The 18,595-nt window shown below is 68.6% G+C and carries 21 protein-coding genes; 7 read left to right on the top strand and 14 right to left on the bottom strand.

The annotated features are described in order from the left end of the window. Nucleotides 1-17 precede the first annotated feature (17 nt). The 3 genes from HOV77_RS22810 to HOV77_RS22800 form a co-directional block, all read right to left on the bottom strand. Complete coding sequence (locus HOV77_RS22810) at nt 18-395, bottom strand: VOC family protein (RefSeq protein ID WP_290864829.1); 378 nt, start codon at nt 393-395, stop codon at nt 18-20. A gap of 16 nt (nt 396-411) precedes the next feature. Next, nucleotides 412-627: a DUF5988 family protein gene (locus HOV77_RS22805; RefSeq protein WP_290864827.1), complete on the bottom strand. Its 216-nt coding sequence runs from the start codon at nt 625-627 to the stop codon at nt 412-414. Between the two features lie 156 nt (nt 628-783). Continuing rightward, nucleotides 784-954, bottom strand: coding sequence for a hypothetical protein (locus HOV77_RS22800; protein ID WP_290864825.1), 171 nt, complete (start codon nt 952-954; stop codon nt 784-786). Between the two features lie 451 nt (nt 955-1,405). On the opposite strand from HOV77_RS22800, the gene HOV77_RS22795 reads away from it, so the two are divergent. Continuing rightward, on the top strand, nt 1,406-1,612 hold the full coding sequence (locus HOV77_RS22795; RefSeq protein WP_290864824.1) for a DUF397 domain-containing protein: 207 nt from the start codon (nt 1,406-1,408) through the stop codon (nt 1,610-1,612). A gap of 10 nt (nt 1,613-1,622) precedes the next feature. Here HOV77_RS22795 and HOV77_RS22790 read toward each other — a convergent pair whose 3' ends face one another. Together HOV77_RS22790 and HOV77_RS22785 are read right to left on the bottom strand one after the other, a co-directional pair. Continuing rightward, a complete protein-coding gene (locus HOV77_RS22790) occupies nt 1,623-2,531 on the bottom strand; it encodes a helix-turn-helix transcriptional regulator (RefSeq protein ID WP_290864822.1) in 909 nt (302 codons plus the stop codon). 361 nt (nt 2,532-2,892) lie between these two features. After that, nucleotides 2,893-4,452, bottom strand: a complete 1,560-nt coding sequence (locus HOV77_RS22785) for an RICIN domain-containing protein (RefSeq protein WP_290864820.1) — start codon at nt 4,450-4,452, stop codon at nt 2,893-2,895. A 207-nt stretch (nt 4,453-4,659) separates the two neighbouring features. On the opposite strand from HOV77_RS22785, the gene HOV77_RS22780 reads away from it, so the two are divergent. Continuing rightward, nucleotides 4,660-5,811, top strand: coding sequence for an amidohydrolase (locus tag HOV77_RS22780; protein WP_290864818.1), 1,152 nt, complete (start codon nt 4,660-4,662; stop codon nt 5,809-5,811). Between the two features lie 22 nt (nt 5,812-5,833). Here the strand turns inward: HOV77_RS22780 and HOV77_RS22775 are convergent, their stop codons facing one another. The 4 genes from HOV77_RS22775 to HOV77_RS22760 form a co-directional block, all read right to left on the bottom strand. Further along, nucleotides 5,834-6,799: a LysR family transcriptional regulator gene (locus tag HOV77_RS22775; RefSeq protein WP_290864816.1), complete on the bottom strand. Its 966-nt coding sequence runs from the start codon at nt 6,797-6,799 to the stop codon at nt 5,834-5,836. A gap of 38 nt (nt 6,800-6,837) precedes the next feature. After that, nucleotides 6,838-7,860 (bottom strand): putative sulfate exporter family transporter, encoded by a 1,023-nt coding sequence (locus tag HOV77_RS22770; protein WP_290864814.1) that lies wholly within the window; start codon nt 7,858-7,860, stop codon nt 6,838-6,840. A 139-nt stretch (nt 7,861-7,999) separates the two neighbouring features. Then, nucleotides 8,000-9,097, bottom strand: coding sequence for a phospho-N-acetylmuramoyl-pentapeptide-transferase (gene mraY / locus HOV77_RS22765; protein WP_290864812.1), 1,098 nt, complete (start codon nt 9,095-9,097; stop codon nt 8,000-8,002). Nucleotides 9,098-9,254: 157 nt separating this feature from the next. Beyond that, the gene (locus HOV77_RS22760) at nt 9,255-9,458 is read right to left on the bottom strand and encodes a cold-shock protein (RefSeq protein ID WP_290864810.1); all 204 of its coding nucleotides are present in this window, start codon (nt 9,456-9,458) and stop codon (nt 9,255-9,257) included. A 115-nt stretch (nt 9,459-9,573) separates the two neighbouring features. Here HOV77_RS22760 and HOV77_RS22755 point away from each other — a divergent pair, with 115 nt between their 5' ends. Both HOV77_RS22755 and HOV77_RS22750 read left to right on the top strand, forming a co-directional pair. Further along, nucleotides 9,574-10,293 carry a 50S ribosomal protein L11 methyltransferase gene (locus tag HOV77_RS22755; RefSeq protein WP_290864808.1) on the top strand — a complete coding sequence of 240 codons (720 nt, stop codon included), beginning with the start codon at nt 9,574-9,576 and terminating at the stop codon, nt 10,291-10,293. Between the two features lie 46 nt (nt 10,294-10,339). Further along, nucleotides 10,340-11,371 carry a magnesium and cobalt transport protein CorA gene (locus HOV77_RS22750; RefSeq protein ID WP_290864806.1) on the top strand — a complete coding sequence of 344 codons (1,032 nt, stop codon included), beginning with the start codon at nt 10,340-10,342 and terminating at the stop codon, nt 11,369-11,371. Here HOV77_RS22750 and HOV77_RS22745 read toward each other — a convergent pair. After that, nucleotides 11,368-11,820: a hypothetical protein gene (locus tag HOV77_RS22745; RefSeq protein WP_290864804.1), complete on the bottom strand. Its 453-nt coding sequence runs from the start codon at nt 11,818-11,820 to the stop codon at nt 11,368-11,370. The two genes, HOV77_RS22750 and HOV77_RS22745, sit on opposite strands and share 4 nt — an antisense overlap. Nucleotides 11,821-11,990: 170 nt before the next feature. Here HOV77_RS22745 and HOV77_RS22740 point away from each other — a divergent pair, with 170 nt between their 5' ends. After that, nucleotides 11,991-12,887 (top strand): LysR family transcriptional regulator, encoded by an 897-nt coding sequence (locus HOV77_RS22740; protein ID WP_290864802.1) that lies wholly within the window; start codon nt 11,991-11,993, stop codon nt 12,885-12,887. An 87-nt stretch (nt 12,888-12,974) separates the two neighbouring features. Next, complete coding sequence (locus HOV77_RS22735; RefSeq protein ID WP_363260758.1) at nt 12,975-13,859, top strand: GNAT family N-acetyltransferase; 885 nt, start codon at nt 12,975-12,977, stop codon at nt 13,857-13,859. Here the strand turns inward: HOV77_RS22735 and HOV77_RS22730 are convergent. The 3 genes from HOV77_RS22730 to HOV77_RS22720 form a co-directional block, all read right to left on the bottom strand. Further along, a complete protein-coding gene (locus tag HOV77_RS22730) occupies nt 13,829-14,188 on the bottom strand; it encodes an STAS domain-containing protein (RefSeq protein WP_290864800.1) in 360 nt (119 codons plus the stop codon). The two genes, HOV77_RS22735 and HOV77_RS22730, sit on opposite strands and share 31 nt — an antisense overlap. A 75-nt stretch (nt 14,189-14,263) precedes the next feature. Further along, on the bottom strand, nt 14,264-15,019 hold the full coding sequence (locus HOV77_RS22725; RefSeq protein WP_290864799.1) for an ATP-binding protein: 756 nt from the start codon (nt 15,017-15,019) through the stop codon (nt 14,264-14,266). Between the two features lie 88 nt (nt 15,020-15,107). Beyond that, the gene (locus HOV77_RS22720; protein WP_290864797.1) at nt 15,108-16,373 is read right to left on the bottom strand and encodes a glycosyltransferase; all 1,266 of its coding nucleotides are present in this window, start codon (nt 16,371-16,373) and stop codon (nt 15,108-15,110) included. Nucleotides 16,374-16,593: 220 nt separating this feature from the next. Between HOV77_RS22720 and HOV77_RS22715 the strand changes: the two genes are divergently transcribed. After that, on the top strand, nt 16,594-17,463 hold the full coding sequence (locus HOV77_RS22715) for a glucose 1-dehydrogenase (RefSeq protein ID WP_290864795.1): 870 nt from the start codon (nt 16,594-16,596) through the stop codon (nt 17,461-17,463). 122 nt (nt 17,464-17,585) lie between these two features. Here HOV77_RS22715 and HOV77_RS22710 read toward each other — a convergent pair whose 3' ends face one another. Continuing rightward, nucleotides 17,586-18,578, bottom strand: coding sequence for a DNA topoisomerase IB (locus tag HOV77_RS22710; RefSeq protein ID WP_290864793.1), 993 nt, complete (start codon nt 18,576-18,578; stop codon nt 17,586-17,588). Nucleotides 18,579-18,595: the final 17 nt, after the last annotated feature.

Below are 18,595 nucleotides of genomic sequence, written 5' to 3'. Positions count from 1 at the left end.
CCCGGCATGGTTGTGCACTACTGAGGAAGAATCGCCCCGGTGACCGCCCACCGCTGACCCGCCGGATCCCGGAACATCACGCCGGTTGCTCCGTCGAGGGATGGTTCGAGCTTCGCTCCGGCAGCGAGCGCGCGGTCGATCAGCAGTTGCGGGTCGTCCGGCGCGACGGTCAGCACGGCCGGGCCGTCGCCGCCTTCGATCGCGGGGTCGTCGTACCACTCGACCGCCGTGAGGTGGTATCCGCCCACGATCATCTCCGCCTGCAGGACGCGCCCGTCGAGCAGGCACTCCCGCTCCGTCGAGACGGCGTCGAACACGTCGACGTAGAACGCGATGAGCGGAGCGACGTCGCTCACGGTGAGCTGTGGTCCGGGTTTCGGCTGCTGCGTACGCATCACGGCACCTGCTCCGCTACTCCGCGATCCGGGTGCGGCCGGTCCAGCGGAAGATCACGGGAGTATCCTCGGCGGTCCCCTCGGGATCTCGCTCGAAGTGCTCGTATCCGCCGCCGTGGCATACCTTGATCTTGTTCTCCGCCCACGAGACGCGGTGACTGCGGAGCTCGGCCGGCAGGGCGACCGGGCCGCCCTCCAGCACCGCGTCGATGATGTTCGCAGGATCTGTCATCGCACGACCTCCGTCGCTCGACTGCTGACTGGCCGTTCCAGGCGAACATAATCGGCGGTACACCGGCCGAATACCCTTAGTGACCCCCTAACCAGGGCGGGCCTGCGCGATCGGTGAGGGCTGACGCAGCACGTCCCGCGTCAGCCCGTTCATGGATCAGCGGGACTCGCGAATCATGATCGCCATCACGGGAGTGGCGGCGACGATGAGCACCGCGCGCTCAAGGACGGTTCCGGGCGAGTTGATGATCGCGAAGACGATCATCGTCGCGGCGATGTATGGCGGCTCAGGCGGCGGAACGGCGAAGCGAAACTGGCCCTTAGCCATGTGTTCGACTCCATTGTCGAGGTTGAGGGGCCCCGGGCGTGAAGTGTTCACGCTGAGGTGAGCCGGATCGCTTGTGGCGATCGGCCCGCCGGGTAGCGCGCCGCTCTCCGGGATTGCTCGGTACGCAGAGCGGCCGGGTCATCGATTCTCAATAGACGGTGGTGTTAGGACATTTGGCGGGTCCACACCGTCCCTTGCGAACTTCTGCCGCTGAACACTATGCGACGAGAGTGGCATTTTGGCAAGAGGCAGAACCAGCCGAAGCTTTTTACTTACCGCATTCTGCTCATAGCAAATGCAGCGACGCTGTCATATATACGCAGCGAGATGAATGACTGTATGCGCACTGTGAACGAACTGCTACGGTGTGCATACGGCGAGGGCGAATGGCCGATCTGCCCCATAGCCGGACAAGACCGCAAACTACTGGCCTCTGTGCTTATGGGGAGGAATGGTGTCTGCCATCGACTTGTCACAGGTGGCGTGGCGTCGGAGTGCGCGCTGCGACACGGTGAACGCGGGGTGCGTCGAGGTAGCGATGCACGAAGACTTCGTCGCGGTGCGGGATTCGAAGGACCCGGGCGGACCGGCCCTCGTCTTCACCCGGCTGGAGTGGCAGGTGTTCGTCGACGCGGTGACGTCCGGGGAACTCGCCTGATCGCGAGTGGCTACCGGGCGAAGTCCGCGATGATCGTTTCGAGGAATGCGATGGCGTGTGTTCCCTTGACCGCGCCGTCCCACATCTTGTCGAACCGCTGCCGATAGAACGCGACCAGGTCGGGCTTGTCTTGCAGGCTTCCCGAGCCTGGCGCGTTCTCGAGATAGAGCACGTCGTGGTCGAGGTCTCCAGAGAACCCCATGACGTGGAATGCCCCGGTCATGCCGAAGTATGCGTCACTGCTGAAGGGGACGACGCCGAGGGACATCTTGTCGTCCTCGGTCAGCTGGGCCAGTCGCCGGAGCTGCGCCGTCATGCCGGCCGGACCGCCGACCGGCCGGCGAAGGACTGCCTCGTCCAGGAGCGTGACCACCTGGGGGAGGGCGGCCTTGGCGAAGAGCTCCTTCGCCCGTCGCCGACGCACCTCCTTGAGTCTTTCCCCTCGGCTGGGCTCCATTTCCTGCACCGCAGTCTCCCGGCAGATGACTTCGATGTAGTCATCGGTCTGGAGAAGCCCGGGGACGATCGAGTGGTGGAACATGAAGATCTGCGACGCGTCGTACTCCAGGGCCAGGAACTGCTGCAGCTGAGACGGGAGGACGTCGCGATACTCCATCCACCATCGCTCGGGTTTCGTCTGCGGTCTGGTCTGCCGCAAGAGACGCAGGAGGTGGTCTTTGGCGTCAGGCGAAACACCGTAGAGTTCGGCGAGAACCATGAGGTCCGCAACGGCGATGCCGACGGGCCCGTTCTCGATTCGCACGAGTTTCGAAAGAGACCAATCGAACTGCTCGACGACTTCTCGCTGGGAAAGTCCGGCATTCTCCCGTAGTTCGCGCAGTTGTTGCCTGAGCCTCCGGCTAATAACGGCCGGGCCGTTTCCCTCAGGCATAGCGTTCTCCCAACGCTCGCTGAACATACGTGTGCATCCAGATGCATCCAGACTGCTGCATTCTGCTACCAGCGATCTGCACGTAGCAGTTTCATACGTTCTCACTACGCGCAGAACCCGTCAAGGCGGGTGTCCCATTCACCCGATTTTCAGAGCCCTGAAAATGTCTCGGGGTCGGTCGGCCGGTCGGCGGAAATCCCGTGCGGTCCAATGGCTATGGGGCAATCAGGGCGGGAATGTGACTAGATGCCGTTGGCACATCGCCCATCGACGGTGATCTTAGTCCGCCTGGCTGACGCGCTATTTCGACAAGCGTCGGCGACCAAGTATTCGATCGGCCATTCGGCAGGGCCGACTGCCGGGCCGGATGAATCGCGGAGCATCTCGTCTAGGGGAACGCCCAGCGTTGGTTGGTCCCGGTGCCGCAGGCCCACAGAATGAGCTTCGTGCCGTTCGTGGTCGCCGCGCCGGACGCGTCGAGACACAGTCCTGACTGGACACCGCGAATCGTGCCGTCGGAGTTCACCGTCCACTGTTGATTGGACTGGCCGTTGCAATCCCAGATCACGACTTTGGTCCCGTTCGCCGTGCCCTGCCCGTACGCGTCGAGGCACTTGGTCCCGTACACGGTGAACTGCCGGGACGGGGTGTAGGTCCAGCGCTGATTGGCGCCGCCGGTGCAGTCCCAGAGCTGGGCCTGCGTACCGTTGGTGGTGCTGAAGTTGTTGACGTCGACGCAGCGACCGGACTGCTGCCCGGCGATCCGCCCGGTGGTGGCGGGCGCCTCCGTGCCGCTGACGGTGAGCAGCACCGCCTCCCGGGCCGGGACGGTGACCGTGTAGCTGGTGTTCAGGCTGCCGAGGTCGGTCGCGGTCCAGACGTTGCGGACCGATGCGGTCGCGGCGAGGCCCAAGTCGGCGAAGCGCAAGGTGATCGGGGCGGCCGCAGTGTTCCGATTCAGCAGGACGACCGCGCGCTTGCCGGAACCGGTGAGCGTCTTGCTGTAGACCTGCAATCCCGCGGTGGCCTCGGCGACCTTGACGCCTTGCCGGCCGAGCGGATCCTGGTCGATCGCGATCACCTCGCGGTTGGCGAGGATGTCGCGGGTGGTCGTGCTCATCGTGGCCAGGTTGTTGCCGGCCAGCAGCGGCGCGCCGGAGACGGCCCAGAGGCTCATGTGCGTGCGGTTCTGGGCGGCGGTGAACGCGGGCATCCCGACGATCAGCATGTCGGGGTCGTTGTAGTGGCCGGGGCTCTGCGCCGACGGATGCTGAGCGGAGTCGAAGTTGGTGAACACCCGATCCATCGACGCGTTCTCGCCGAAATAGATGATGTCGCCGCTGGTACGCCACATCGCCGACAGGCTCGGCGCCCAGTTCCACGGGCTCTGCTTGCCCCAGTTGCAGACCGACAACGCCATCGGGCGCCCGGTCTGCGCGGTCGCCCGGGCGATGGCGGCGCTGATCGCCTGATAGGTGGCGCCGGCGTCGAGGCCCTCGGCGTCGCCGCCACACCAGTCGACCTTGACGAAGTCGAAGCCCCACTGGGAGAACTGCAGGAAGTCCTGGTCGTAGTGGCCTTCGCTGCCCGAGCCGGGCGCGGCCGGGCGGCCGGTGGGGTAGTAGTAGCCGCAGCCGTCGCGTCCTGCGTCGGTGTAGATGCCGGCCTTCAAGCCCTTGCTGTGAATGTAATCGGCGATGGCCTTCATCCCGCCGGGCCATTCGCCGGTGTCGACGGTGATGTTCCCGGCCGCGTCCCGGGTGCCCTGCCACCAACCCTCGTCGATGTTGACGTACTGGTACCCGGCGTCTTTGAGGCCACTGGCGACGAGCGCGTCGGTCTGCGCCTTGATGACGTTGTAGTTGATCTGCGCCGCGAAGGTGTTCCAGGACGCCCATCCCATCGGGGGCGTCGTCACCGCTGCCGCCGACGGAGTCTGAATGCTCACCACCGAAGCGGACACTAGCAGGGTCAAAACCGCAAGCCTGACCATCTTTCCGGCAACCGGCATGGGACCGCCTCCAACAGAGGAACGGCCGCCCTTCCCGGTCGGGCGACGTGCGAACGACTTCGGCCATTCTGCGGGCGGCGGTGACGGCTGTCAATCCATCGGCGCTCGTCGGCGGGCGGTGCGGCGTACCCATAGGATCATGGGATGACATCGCTCTGGATCAAAGATGTGCGGCCGTGGGGCGGACCCGCCACGGATCTTCACGTCGTCGACGGCCTGTTCGTCGCGGCCCCAGCCGGACCGGAAGCCGCGGTCGTGGCCGGCGGTGGCCGCATCGCGCTGCCCGCGCTGGTCGACGCGCACGCCCACCTGGACAAGACTTCATGGGGTACGCCGTATCGCCCGCATTCGGCCGGAGCGACGCTCGCCGCGTTGATCGACAACGAGCGGGCCAACCGCGGTGACCTCGGACCCGTACGCGAACGCGCCGGCGCACTGCTCGACCGTCACATCGAGCGGGGCGTCCTGCATGTGCGCAGTCATGTCGACGTGGACCCGACGATCGGGCTGGACTCGGTCGCCGGTGTGCTGGCCGCTGCGGCCGACCGCGCCGGGCAGGTCACGGTCGAAGTCGTCGCGTTCCCGCAGAGCGGCCTGCTGACCCGCGCAGGTACCGCTGAGCTCATGGCTGAGGCGATCGACGCGGGCGCGCATCTGATCGGTGGGCTCGACCCGGCCGGGTTCGACGGCGATCCGATTCGGCACCTGGACACCATCTTCGGGATCGCGGCGGACAAGAACGCCGGGCTCGACATCCATCTGCACGACCGGGGAACGCTCGGCGCCTGGCAGATCGAGCGGATCGCCGAGCGTACGAAGGCGTTCGGGTTGCCGGGCAGAGTGACTATCGCCCACTGCTACGCATTGAGCACGGTGGACGACGTACGCCAGGGTTCCCTGATCGAACTGCTGGCGGCGGCCGACATCGCACTCACGACGACGGTTCCGGGCACGACTCCGCAGCTGCCGCTGGCCCGGCTCATGGCGGCGGGCGTCCGCGTCGGGCTCGGCCACGACGGCGTACGCGATCTGTGGAGTCCTTATGGCACCGGCGATCTGCTCGACAAGGCGCTGATGCTGGCGGTCACCTCCGGCTACCGCCAGGACGCCGACATCGAGCGGACGGCTCGCCTCGCGACGGAGGGCGGTGCCGCCGTTCTCGGCCTGCCGGACTACGGGCTGGAGCCGGGTTGCCGGGCGAACCTGCTGCTCCTCCCGGCCGAGAGCGTCGTCGAGGCGATCACGCAGCGGCCCGTCGACCGGACCGTGATCGCTGGGGGAGTCGTCGTCAGCTGACGGCGCGGGCGTCGGCGGGCAGTCAGCACCCGTTGCCGGAGAAGCTCGTATTGCTCGCGGCAGCGCCGGGGAGCACGGGGGTCGCCGCGGCGATCGCGAGGAGCTCGCCGGCGAGCGCGGTGGGCGTACGCCCCAGCCAGAGAGCGTGCAGCGGGCGGGTCAGCGGCATGTCGTCGAGTCGCAGTTCGACCAGTTCACCGGAGGCGACCGCAGTGGCGACCGCCCGAGCGCTGATCACGCCGATGCCACCGCCCGCGCGTACGGTCGCCAGGATCGTCGTCGTCGAACCGAGGCTGATCACATGGGGCAGCTTCGGTGCGAAGCCGAGGGCGTGTTCCAACGCCTGGAGGAAGGTGTCGCGAGTGCCCGAGCCCGGTTCGCGGAGCAGCAGCGGCTGGTCGGCGAGATCGGTCGGGCGCAACGGCCGCCAAGCATGGGCGGCCAGCGGATATCCGGCCGCCACGACGAGCGCCAGCCGGTCCTCGCCCACGACCCGGGAACTCAGCTCGGGCGGGACGTTCGGCGACTCGACGAAGCCCAGGTCGGCTGCTCCGGTGCGTACCGCATCGATGACGCCGTTGCTGTTGGCGACGGCGGCGGAGATGTCGAGACCGGGGTGAGTCCGGCGGAGGCTCAGCAGCCACGCTGGCAGGAGGTGCTCGGCGACGGTGAGGCTGGCCGAGACCCGCAGCCGGGCCTGCCGATCGGCCCGGAGCGTGAGTACGCCGTCGGCCAGGGCCTGCGCGGCGTCCACCACGGCCTGCGACCAGGCGACGACGGCCTGACCGGCCGGGGTGAGCCGGCTGCCCCGCCGCGTACGCACCAATAGCGGCACCCCGAGCCGGCGCTCCAACTTGGCCAGCCGAGCGCTGGCGCTGGGCTGCGTGATGCCGTGCACCTGGGCGGCGCGGCCGACACTGCCCGTCTCGGCGACCGAGATGAGCAGATCGAGCGCGGGCAGATCGCTGATCCAGGGCGGCAGTGGCATCGTCCGCAGTGTGGCACAGTCGCCCGGGCCGAGGCCGCTCATCCGCCGACGAGCAATTGGAGGGCCAGACTGGTTCCGCTGACCGCGACCCACAGGACGAGGCCGAGCAGCAGCGGCCGCGGCCCGGCCCGGCGTAGCGCGGCGACGTCCGTGGACAAACCGACCGCCGCCAGTGCGATCGCGATGAGCAGTAGAGCAGCCTGGTGGGCGACGGGCCCGACGGCAGCCGGAATCAACCCGGCGCTGTGTAGCGCGGCGGTGGCCAGGAACGCCGGGAGGAACCACGGGATCAGCGAGAACATCCGCCGTGCCCCGGATGCGGAAGGCAGACCGTCGCGCCTGCGAGTGAGCGCGGTGAGGCCGAGGACGATGGGGATGATCATCAATGTACGCGCCAGCTTGACGACGACGGCGTACTGAGCGGCGTCGGGTCCGTAGGCCGAAGCGGCGGCCACCACGGAACTCGTGTCATTGACCGCGGTCCCAGCGAACAGCCCGAACGCGTGCTCGCTCAGTCCGAGGGCCCGCCCGAGCGGCGGGAAGACGACCACGGCCGCCACGTTGAACAGGAAGATCGTCGAGATCGCGTACGCCACGTCGGTGCTGCGGGCGCGGATCGCCGGAGTGGTGGCCGCGATGGCGGACGCGCCGCAGATCCCCGTGCCGACGCCGATGAGCGTACGCAGATCCCGGGGGACTCCGAGCTTGCGGCCGAGCTGCCAAGCCAGCAGTAGGCATACCGCGAGGGTGCCGAGCATGACCGGCAGCGATCCCGCGCCTACGCGTAGAACTTCGGCGATCGACAGCTGAGCGCCGAGCAGCACGACCGAGAGCTGCAACAGAGTGCCTTTGGCGAGGGTGAGACCGGGCTCGACCGCCTCGGCTCGCCGCCGGGCGTACGGGCTCAGCAGTCCTCCGACGAGCACTGCGATGACCGGAGCGCCGACGACGGGGAGCAGGGTGCCGACCGCCGTAGCGAAGAGGCCCAGAAGTGTGGCGAGCCCGAGTCCGGCCGCCCACAGCAGAGCCCGGTGGCGGGCCGGCTCGGTGAGAACGATCACCAGTTCAGGCTTCGCCTCCGCCAGCCGCGCCGGTAGCGGTCATTCACCGACGACAGTCATAGACAACGCCTATGACTCGTCCCTCGGGGGTCACGGAGCCGCGCGTCTGAGCGCGGCGAGGCGCGGATCGGCGCGAGCGTCAGGGCAGGCGGCCGAGGAAGTCGCCGTAGAACAGGCCCAGCCCGGCGACCACGCCCGCGCCCGCGATGATCCAGAAGCGGGTCACGATGGTGACTTCGTGCCAGCCGACCATTTCGAAGTGGTGGTGCAGCGGCGACATCCGGAAGACCCGCCGCTTGGTGGTCTTGTACGAGGTGTACTGGATGATGCGCGACATCGTGATCACCACGAAGAGCGCCGCCAGGATGGGCAGCAACAGGACCGTCCGGGTGGCGACCGCCTCCCCGGCGATCAGCCCGCCCAGCGCCATCGAGCCGGTGTCACCCATGATGATCCGCGCCGGCGAGGTGTTCCACCACAGGAAGCCGAGCAGTGCCCCCGCCGCCGCACCCGCGACGAGCGCGGTCTCCAGCGGGTCGCGGGCGACGTAACAGAACTCGGCCTTCGCGGCCGGGTCGGCGCACCAGTGCTGGTACTGCCAGAACGAGATGAGCCCGTACGCCATCAGCACGACGATCGACGTCCCGGTGGCCAGGCCGTCGAGCCCGTCGGTGAGGTTCACCGCATTGGTCGCCGCCATGACGATCGCGATGAACGCCAGCACCGCGCCGACCTTGCCGACGTTCAGCCAGTCGATCTCCCGTACGAACGACAGCCGGGTGCTGCCCACCGACAGTCCGGCGGTGCTCGGGAAACCCAGCGCCACGATGCCGAATCCGGCCCCGATGACGAGCTGCAGAATCAGCTTCCAGCGTCCGCTCAACCCGGCGGTGTTCTTCTTCGTGACCTTCAGGAAGTCGTCGACGAATCCGATGCCGCCGCAGAACACCATCAGCCCGAGCAGCACGAAGCCCGTCATGGTCGGCCCCGGAGGCACGATCTGCGCTTCCGGCAGCACGTTCATCACGAGGTGGCCGACGACGTACGCGAGCACGGTGCCGACGATGAAGACCAGCCCGCCCATGGTCGGCGTACCCCGCTTGACCTGGTGCGCCTCCGGGTTGACGTCCCGGATCGGCTGACCGGCCTTGAGCCGGACCAGGCCGCGGGCGGCCAGGGGAGTGCAAAGCAGCGCGAACACGAAGGCCACGGCGGCTGCGGCGACCGAGGAGACCACCGGGGAGTACCTCCTGGAGGGGGGAATCTTCAGAGGCAAGATCGTCAGCGGCCCAGTGTACGGGCAGCCCGATTCCTTCGTGTCTGCCGACGGCCCGGGCTGCCCGTGAGATACGCTTCCGGGGCCGGATCAGTTCGGCCCCGGAAGCATTTAAGGACTAGACGACGGTTACGTTGTCGGCCTGCGGGCCTTTCTGTCCTTGCTTGACCTCGAACTGGACCTTCTGGCCCTCATCGAGGCTCCGGTAGCCACCACTGGCGATGGCTGAGTAGTGCACGAAGACGTCGGGGCCACCGTCGTCCTGCTGGATGAAACCGAACCCCTTGTCGGCGTTGAACCACTTCACGGTTCCCGTTGCCATGTGCCGTCTCCCATTCGGGTGCGGAGTTTGAGACCCACGTAGAAACGAAGGCCATGTCACTTTGACCAATCCGCACCCGTCCACCGTAGTCGCCGATCGAGCTGGGAGAACCATCGTGTCCGACATTTCCACCCGAGTCCGGGTGCAGAGCCCGCCGACGGCCGGTCATTTCCTCAGCGGCCTGGTGGACGGCGACCGGTTCGAGGCCGCCGGTGACCAGCTCGTTCTCCTGCCGGTGGCCATGGTCCCCGAGGTCCAGCTCTATCTGGCCCAGGACGCGATCTTGTTCTGGGCCCGGCTGGAGGCCGCGACCAAGTCCCGGCTCGCCGCGCCGTTCTGGGCCTCGGCTTGGGCGGGGGGCCAGGCCGTCGCCCGCTACATCCTCGATCATCCGGAGGTTGTACGCGGTAAGTCGGTGCTCGACATCGGATCGGGGTCGGGGCTGGCCGCGATCGCCGCCGCCCGCGCGGGCGCGCGTTCCGTCGTGGCGAACGACATCGACCCGCTGGCCGGCGCTGCGATCAGCCTCAACGCCGAGGCCAACGACGTCGACGTGACGTCGCACGTGGGTGACCTGCTGTCCGGCGACGGCCGGGAGGCTGAGGTCGTGCTGGTCGGGGACGGCTTCTACAACGACGAGATCGCTGCCCTCGTCCTGCCCTACCTCGGCCGCGTACGCGACGCAGGCGGTCAGGTGCTGGTCGGCGACCCCGGTCGTGGTCACTTGCCGGAGGCCGAGCTGGAGCTGCTGGCGACCTATCAGAACCCCGGCATCGGGACGTTCGGCGACGCGTACATCGACAAGGCTCAGGTGTTCGGCCTGCCCCGGAGGTGACTCCACTCGGCCGACGCGGAGAATGCGCCCAGTCGATACAGTGCGCATGACCGCTACGGCCGAAGTGAGGTGGGCGATGGCGCCGACGGGCGTGGTGGACTGCGCCGTCTATGTCGAGGGGGCCAGAGACGGCGGCCCGCGCGCCTATCCGGATGCGTACGCGGTCGCCCAGGACACCCCCGGTGCGTTCGTCTGGCTCGGCTTGCACGAGCCCACTCCGGAGGTCATGGCCGACGTCGCGATCGTGTTCGACTTGGACGATCTGGCCGTCGAACATGCGCTGACCGTGCACAGCCGTCCGACCATCCAGCGCTTCGGCGAGGTGACCTACTTCGCCCTGCGGACGACCAGCTATGTCGAGCACCCGGAGCTCACTGCGACCTCGGAGGTCGTCGAGAGCGGCTCGATCACCGTCTTCCTCGGTGCCCGATATGTGATCACCATCCGTCACGGGGCCCCCGGCGCGCTCGGCGGGGTGCGTACCAGTCTGCAGAGGGAACCGGACCTGTTGGCCCGCGGACCCTGGGCCGTCGCGTACGCCATCTGCCAGCGCATGGTCGACAACTACCTGGACGTTTCGACGGCGATCGAGGCCGACGTCGACGCGCTGGAGGCGCACGTCTTCGGCCGGGAGACGAGCAGCCGCATCGCCCACATCTACCAGCTCAAGCGCGAGTTGATGGAGTTCAAGCGGGCGGTCGCGCCGCTCCAGCGGCCGATGGCATCCATCGTGGACGATCCGGGCCAGGTGCCCAAGGAGATCCGGCGGCGCTTCCGGCAGATCGACAACACCCTCCAGCGCGTCGTCGAGCGGATCGCGGCCTTCGACGACATGCTGCAGTCCCTGTTGCAGGCGCGGCTGGCCCAGGTCGCGGTCGATCAGAACAACGACATGCGCAAGATCGCCGCGTGGGCCGGCATCGCCGCGTTGCAGACCGCGATCGCCGGGATCTACGGCATGAACTTCGACTTCATGCCCGAACTGCGCTGGCAGTACGGCTATCCGGCCATCCTCGTGATCATGTTCGGTTCGGCGTACGGGCTCTACCGGCTGTTCCGCAAGTCCGGCTGGCTCTAGCGGCGCCACACCTCGAACTCCTGGCGCGTACGCCATTCCCCGTCGGACCGGCGCACCTCGTTGCGACCGCAGAACGTGTCGGACTCGATGCCGTGCAGCGTCCACCGAAGGTCGCCGCCCTCGAGGACGATCCGCTCCTCCACCTGACCGGCGAGGAACATGTGTTTCCGGCCACGCCCCGGGCCGAACCAGAGCGACCGCCAGACGCCGGGACCGGCGGTGGGATTGGGGAAGCGCACGCTGACTCGGTGCTCGACGCCGGGCAGGATCCAGACGTCGGTGGTCGCCCGGCCGGCCAGGGCGTACCCGAAATGCCACTCGCCCCGGCGGACGGTCGTGGAACCGTCGACGCCGTGATCGGTGCAGGTCAGCTCCCACGAGCCGGCGAACTGGCCGAACAGGCTCAGATCGACGCCGGGAGCCGGTGCGTCGGCGAGGAATACGGTCATGAGTGACTCCTCTAGCTGCGTTGTTCCTGGTCGGCAGTCAGTCTTCGGCAGCCGCGCACGCGCGAACAACGAGAACCTGGATAACGCCGGATAACCCCAGGCTTATGGGCGGTGCTGAGCCGGGGAAGTTACGATCCGGGCCTGTACCGCCGTCAGACCTGGGGTTCCACGTGGAGTTGCGCGACATCGAAATCTTCCTGACGCTGGCCGAAGAGCTTCATTTCGGGCGCACGGCCGAGCGGCTGCATGTGACGCAGGCGCGGGTCAGTCAGTCGATCAAAGCGCAGGAACGCCGGATCGGCGGAGTGCTGTTCGAGCGCACCAGCCGGGCGGTCGCCTTGACCCCGCTCGGCGAGCAGCTGCGCGCGGATCTGCGGGCCGGCTACCAGGCGATCCAACGGGGTGTGGAACGGGCGACCGAGACCGCCCGCGGCGTGTCGGGAACGGTTCGGCTGGGCACGATGGGCGCGGTCAGCCACGAGTTGAGCCCGGTCTTCGACGCGTTCCGCACCCGCTATCCACGCTGTGACGTGGTGGTCCGGGAGATCCACTTCAGCGATCCGTTCGGCGAGGTGCGCCGCGGCGAGGTGGACTTGTCGCTGGTGTGGCGACCCATTCGAGAGCCCGGTCTGACCGAGGGCCCGGTGCTGCTCACCGAGGGCCGTCTGCTGGCGGTGTGGGCCGGCCACGAGCTGGCCGACCGGGAGTCGGTGTCGTTGGAGGACTTCGCCGACCGGGTGTTCATCGACACCGGCCCCAATGTCTCCGAGGACTGGATCGGCAGCATGCTGCCGGACACGACGCCCAGCGGGCGGCCGATCCGGCGGGGCCCGGTGGTCAACACCTTCCACGAGGTGCTGCACGCGGTGTCGACCGGCCAAGCCTTGTCGCCGCTCAACCAGCACTATTCGCGGTACTACTCGCATCCGGGCCTGGTGCTGCTGCCGGTGGTGGACGCGCCGGTCACCGAATGGGCGCTCGTGTGGCGTGACGACGACCTGCATCCGCGTACGCGAGCCTTCGTGGAGATCGCGGAGTCGATGGGCCCGCGCGCGTACGCCGGATGACGGGCGACGATTCATAACCGGTGGGTTAACCGGCGATTCGATCTTTCCCGTTGTTGCGCAGCCGGGTCGGGCGGAATCCTGATTCGCATGAGCGAACGGCTGGTCGGCATCGTGACGGCGTCGGACGACTTCGGCGTCTCGCGGTGGCAGGCCGTGACGGGAGACGGGTCCGCGGCCGGGGTGGCCGGATTGCGCCCGGGCATTCCGTTCCGGCCCAGCCTGGTCATGCCACCCTTCCGTGAACCGCCTTCCTCGCGAGAGGCGCCCTCCGAGGTCAGCCTCCACGTCGCGGCCGAGTGGCGGAACCGGGGCATCGGATCGCGACTCCTGGCCGCCGTCCGCGAGCAGGCAGCCGGTCGGCTTCTGGCCGCCGACGTGACCGAAGGTACGCCGGAAGAGGCGCTCTATCGGCGTCACGGCTTCCAGCCGGCCGGATTGCGGCGGCATGACCTGCTGACCTATTGCGACGTTCATCAGGCCTGGGTGAGCGAGCTGGTCGACGACGAGCACCCCGGCTATCGCCTGGCCGACTGGTCCGGAGCCATCCTCGACGCCCCCGCGATCGCGGACGTGCTCGACGACCCGAACCGGTTGGGGCACGCCGTTCAGGTCGCAGCGGACGCCGACGGCGACCTCGCCGCGTACGCGACGGTCGTCGTCGGGCCGCCCTGGCAGCGTCGCGCGCTTCAATACGGACCGGCCGTGCTGGCCGCGCATCGAGGGCACGGGCTGGGCCGCTGGGTCAGTGCCGCCCTCATCCAGCGACTGCGCGAGATCCATCCGCACGTCGACGAGATCCAGACCGCCACGGCCGACGACGACCTCGGTCTGATCGCCCTACGCGGTCAGCTGGGCTTCCGATTCCTGCGGCGTACTCGCCGCTATGCCGCGCCCGGCGCGCTCACCGGCACCGGAGCAGCCGGATCAGTGACTCGGGTCGGTCACGCCTCAAGATTCGGCCCGGATCCCTGATCCGGCACCAAAGGACGGTCGGGCACGGGGAAGTTCAGCAGTTCGAGGACGATCGCGACGACTCCGTGGGCGCCGGTCACGTGCATCGGCTGCCCGGCCGCTTCGGCGGCGAGCCGGGCGCTCATCAGGCCGCGAACGCCGGTTGCGTCGATGAACGAGAGCTGCGAGACGTCGATGGTCAGCCGGCCACCGCCACGGCTGACCGCACCGAGCAACGCGTCTTTCGCCCGTGCCGCGGTGGACAGGTCGAGCTCACCGCGCAGAAACACGGTGACGTCACCATTCGGCTCACTGACGGACCAAGCCCCGAACTCGCTCGGCGTCACCATCGGCCTCCATCGGGCTAGTCCCCGATTCTAGCGCCTTTCTCACGCAATGCCCGATTCTCCAACGCTTACGCCGCGTCACACCTCGGGGCGTACGCGCAACGAAGCCCACACAGTCTTGGCGTCGGCGCCGACCGTGGTACCGCACGCCGCGGACAACATCGCGACGAGCATCAAGCCCCGGCCACCGATCCGGTCGTCCCCGACGCGGTAGATCAGGCTGCTGACCGGTTCGATGGGGAACAACGCGGGTGCGTACGCGGTATCGCGTACCTGTAGATGCAGCCTGGGACCCCGATGGGTGAGGATGAGGTCAATCTCGGTCTGCGCGTGCTGGACGGCGTTGGTGATCAGTTCCGAGACGATGAGCTGGGCGGCGTCGGAGATCTGCGGGATGCCCCAGCGCCGGCAGCATTCCTGGGTGATCGCGCGAGCCTCGCGGACCGCCCCGGCGCCGGGCGTCAGATGCCGGTACGCCCGCTGCGTCGCCACGGTCTCCTGATCCGCAGCGACCAGCGCCGAGAGCCGGTCGTCGTGCAGGGCGATCCGCCCGCCGACGACCTGCCGGACGCGCCTGCCTGTGTCGGTCGCCGGATCGGCGTAACACTGAAGCCGGATGCCGCAGTCGAGCCGCACCCGCTTGTCGATGCTGGGCAGCACCGCCAAGTTCAGCGGGTCACGGATGTCGATCTCGTCGAGGCCGAGCAGCAGGGCCCGGGGTTGTTCCGGCAGCACTTTCAGGGCCGAACGGCGGAGCGCGGCGGTCCCTGACAGGTCGAGCGAACCCGTGGGGCGGAGCTCGTAGACCCCGGTCCGCAGGTCCTGTCGGGTCACCGTCGTCAGGCTCGTCGTGCTCACCAGTTCCGGCCGGGCCGCGTACGCGGCTGGGCTGATTCCGGAACCCCTATACCCGCCGCGATCATCATCGAACCCCCGCCAACCGCCGGAAGGGCAGCCCGGCGGCGGGTTCCGGAGCCCGGACCGAGCGGTAGACCACCTCCACCTGTTCGGCGATCCGCGTCCAGGGATAGCGGCCGCGGACTCGCCGGAGACCGCCGGTGGCGTAGGCGTACCGGAGCGACTCGTCGTCGAGCAGGCTGCCGATGGACTCCGACAGCTGCGCCACGTTCCGCGGTTCGACGAGCAACCCGGTGGTGCCGTGGATGACCGAGTCGGTGAGCCCGCCGACCGCGTACGCGACGACCGGCGTACCGCAGGCCATCGCCTCCAGCGGCGTCATCCCGAACGGCTCGTACGCCGGAGCGCAGATCACCACGTCCACCGCCTGATACAGGGCGGGCATCCGCCAGCGGTCGACCGCTCCGAGCAGCCGCAGCCGGTCGCCGACGCCGTATTCGGCGGCGGTGCGTACCAGCCGTTGAGCCTCCGGGTCACTCCGCAGATCGCCCTCGGCCGGACCACCCGCGATGAGGAGCTCCGCGTCGGGCAACGTCCGCAGCGTTTGCACGATGTCGGCGTACCCCTTGCGTTCGACGAGCCGGCCGACGCTCAGCAGCCGGGCGGGACGGCCGTCCGGGCGCGTCGACGGACCGCCCTCGGCCGGGTGGAACACGTCGGTGTCCACTCCGGACGGAACGACGTCGATGCGCTCTCGGCGTACGCCCATGCGCAGCAGCTCGGCGACCTCGTCGGCGCACTGCGCGATGACTCGGTCGGCGCTCCGGGCGACCATCGTCTCCAGGACGATGCGATCGGCCGGACTCGTGTCGGCCGCACCCTGCATCCGCCGTTTGACCGTGCCGAGCGCGTGGAAGGTCGACACGAGCGGAACGGGCCGACCCCGGTACGCCTTCGCCGCCTCCAGCGCCGCGACGCCGCTCATCCAGAAGTGCGTATGCACAGCGTCCGGAGCCGGACCGGTGGTCCACTGCTCCGCGAGCCACTGCCCGAACGCGCCCATGTACGGCAGCAGACCGTCCCTGGGTATGCGCTCGGGCGGACCGGCCGGGACGTGCACGACCCGGAAGCCGCCCGGCGCGTCGACTTCCAGCGGCAGATGCGGGCCGTCGCGGCGGGTGTAGACCGTGACATCGTGACCTCGCCGGGCCAGCGCCGTCGCCAAGGCCTCGACGTGGACGTTCTGGCCGCCGGCGTCGACCCCGCCGGGTGGAGCGAGCGGGTTCGCGTGTTCGGAGATCAAGGCCACCCGGAGCGGAGTCTCGGTCATGCGAGCAGCGCTACCCGGCCACCACCGGCTCAAACCGGTTCTCCCCGCGCCGGTTCTCCCCGCGGTTCTCATCGGCGCGGTGTGGAGAAACGGCCGCCGGATCACGGATCTGGGTCGTATTCCGGCCAAGATTCGACCGGGAACCCTGATCCGGCGCTCGAAGCAGCCGGCGGTGGAGTGGTCGACGCATGATCGCGCGATCGGCGGGTACGAGTTCGGCATGTCTGAGACCAAGCCCGCCCCACCGTCCGACTTCTCGGGGGAGCCGCCGCAACAGCCACCCGGCACATTGAGCGCCATGCAGATCAAGCCCGATCACGGCGAGGAGTCGTATCGGGGCTCCGGTCGGCTGGCCGGGAAGAAGGCCGTGATCACCGGCGGCGACAGCGGGATCGGTCGCGCAGTGGCCATCGCGTACGCCCGCGAAGGCGCGGATGTGCTCATCGCGTACCTGAGTGAGGACTCCGACGCCCGGGACACGGCGAGGCTCGTCGAGGAGGCCGGTCGGCAGGCCGTGCTCGTCTCCGGGGACCTGGCCGACCGAGCCCACTGCGAGAAGCTGATCGCACGGGCGGTCGACGCCTTCGGGCACATCGACGTCCTCGTCAACAACGCCGCGTACCAGATGACGCACGAGACGGTGGAGGAGATCACCGACGAGGAGTGGACGCGGACCTTCGACATCAACATCACCGCGATGTTCCGCCTCGTGAAGGCGGCGTTGCCGCACATGAAGGCGGGCGGGTCGATCATCAACACGAGTTCGATCAACTCCGACATGCCCCGGCCGACCCTCTTGCCGTACGCGACGACGAAGGGCGCGATCGCGAACTTCACGGCGGGGCTGGCCCAGTTGCTCGGCGACCGCGGCATCCGAGTCAACGCGGTCGCGCCCGGCCCGATCTGGACTCCATTGATCCCGTCCACGATGCCGCCCGACCACGTCGAGAAGTTCGGAAAGAACTCGCCGCTGGGCCGGGCCGGCCAGCCGGCGGAGGTGGCTCCGGCGTACGTGCTGCTGGCCTCGGACGAGGCGAGTTACATGTCCGGTGCGCTCATCCCGGTGACGGGCGGCAAGCCGATCCTGTGACTCGGCGCAGCGGTCGCGGCGGATGCGGCGCAGCGGTCGCGGCGGCCATGATCAGCGGAAGTTTCGCGGTGTCATAGCCCCACAAAAGCTCCGTTGATCATGGAGTCGCCCGCGGGGCCACCTCAGGCAGCCGCCAGCACCGCCATGGTGGTCTTCTCGGCGAGCAGCCACCCCGCACCCGCACCCGGAGCCGAAGGCAGCTTCCCGGAGTCGAAGACGTCCACGATCCGGGGGTCGACATAGGACTTCCGAGCGACGGAAGCGGTGTCGCCCAGCACCTCCGCCGCAGCCTTCATCGCCGCCGACACCGCCCGCCGCCGGGCGTACGCCGTAGCGCAGCGCCCGGCCCGGCACAGGCTCAGCGTCGCCGCGACAGTCCCGTGCCAGGTGCGGAAGTCCTTCGCGGTGAGGTCCATTCCGCTGATGTCCCGGAGATAGTCGTTGACGTCGCTGCTCCGGACGTCCACCCACGAGCGGCCGTGGAAGTACGCCAGCAACTCGGGGTTGTCGTCGGGCCGGCGCAGCAACGAGCGGATGACGGTCGCCAGCTCGGCGTCTTCGATCGTCACCTCGGTGGCGGTGCCGCCCTTCCCCGGGAACGAGAGCCGGACCACCTTCCCGCGTACGCTCACATGCTCCCGTCGCAGCGTCGCCAGTCCGAAGGTCGCGTCGCCCAGGTCGGGGTCGTCGACGGCGTACGCCTCGCCACCGACCCGAAGCGCGGCCCGATCGAGCAGCCGTACGCCGGCCGCCAGCACCCGGCGCCGGTTGAGTCCCCGGGTGGCCAGATCCTGCTTCACCACCCGGCGAAGCTTCGGCAACGCCCGGGCCATCTCCTCGACGTGGGCGAACTTCGCCCGGTCCCGGCGTTCCCGCCACTGATCGTGATAGCGATATTGCGTACGCCCGGCGGCGTCGACGCCGGTCGCCTGGATGTGACCGCGCTCGTCCGGGCTGATCCAGACGTCCGTCCACGCGGGTGGCAGCACGAGTGCCTCGATCCGCTGCCGATCGGCGGCGCTGACCGGCCGGCCTCGGTAGCGGTAGGAGAATCCCCGGCCCTGCCGACGGCGTTCGATCCCCGGTTGGGAAAGGTCACTCCGGCGTAGTCGCACGGGCGTCCCATACCCGG

Origin of the sequence: Hamadaea sp. (assembly GCF_013362815.1) — a bacterium.
GTDB lineage: Bacteria > Actinomycetota > Actinomycetes > Mycobacteriales > Micromonosporaceae > Hamadaea.
This window is presented reverse-complemented; position numbering and strand designations above follow the sequence as displayed.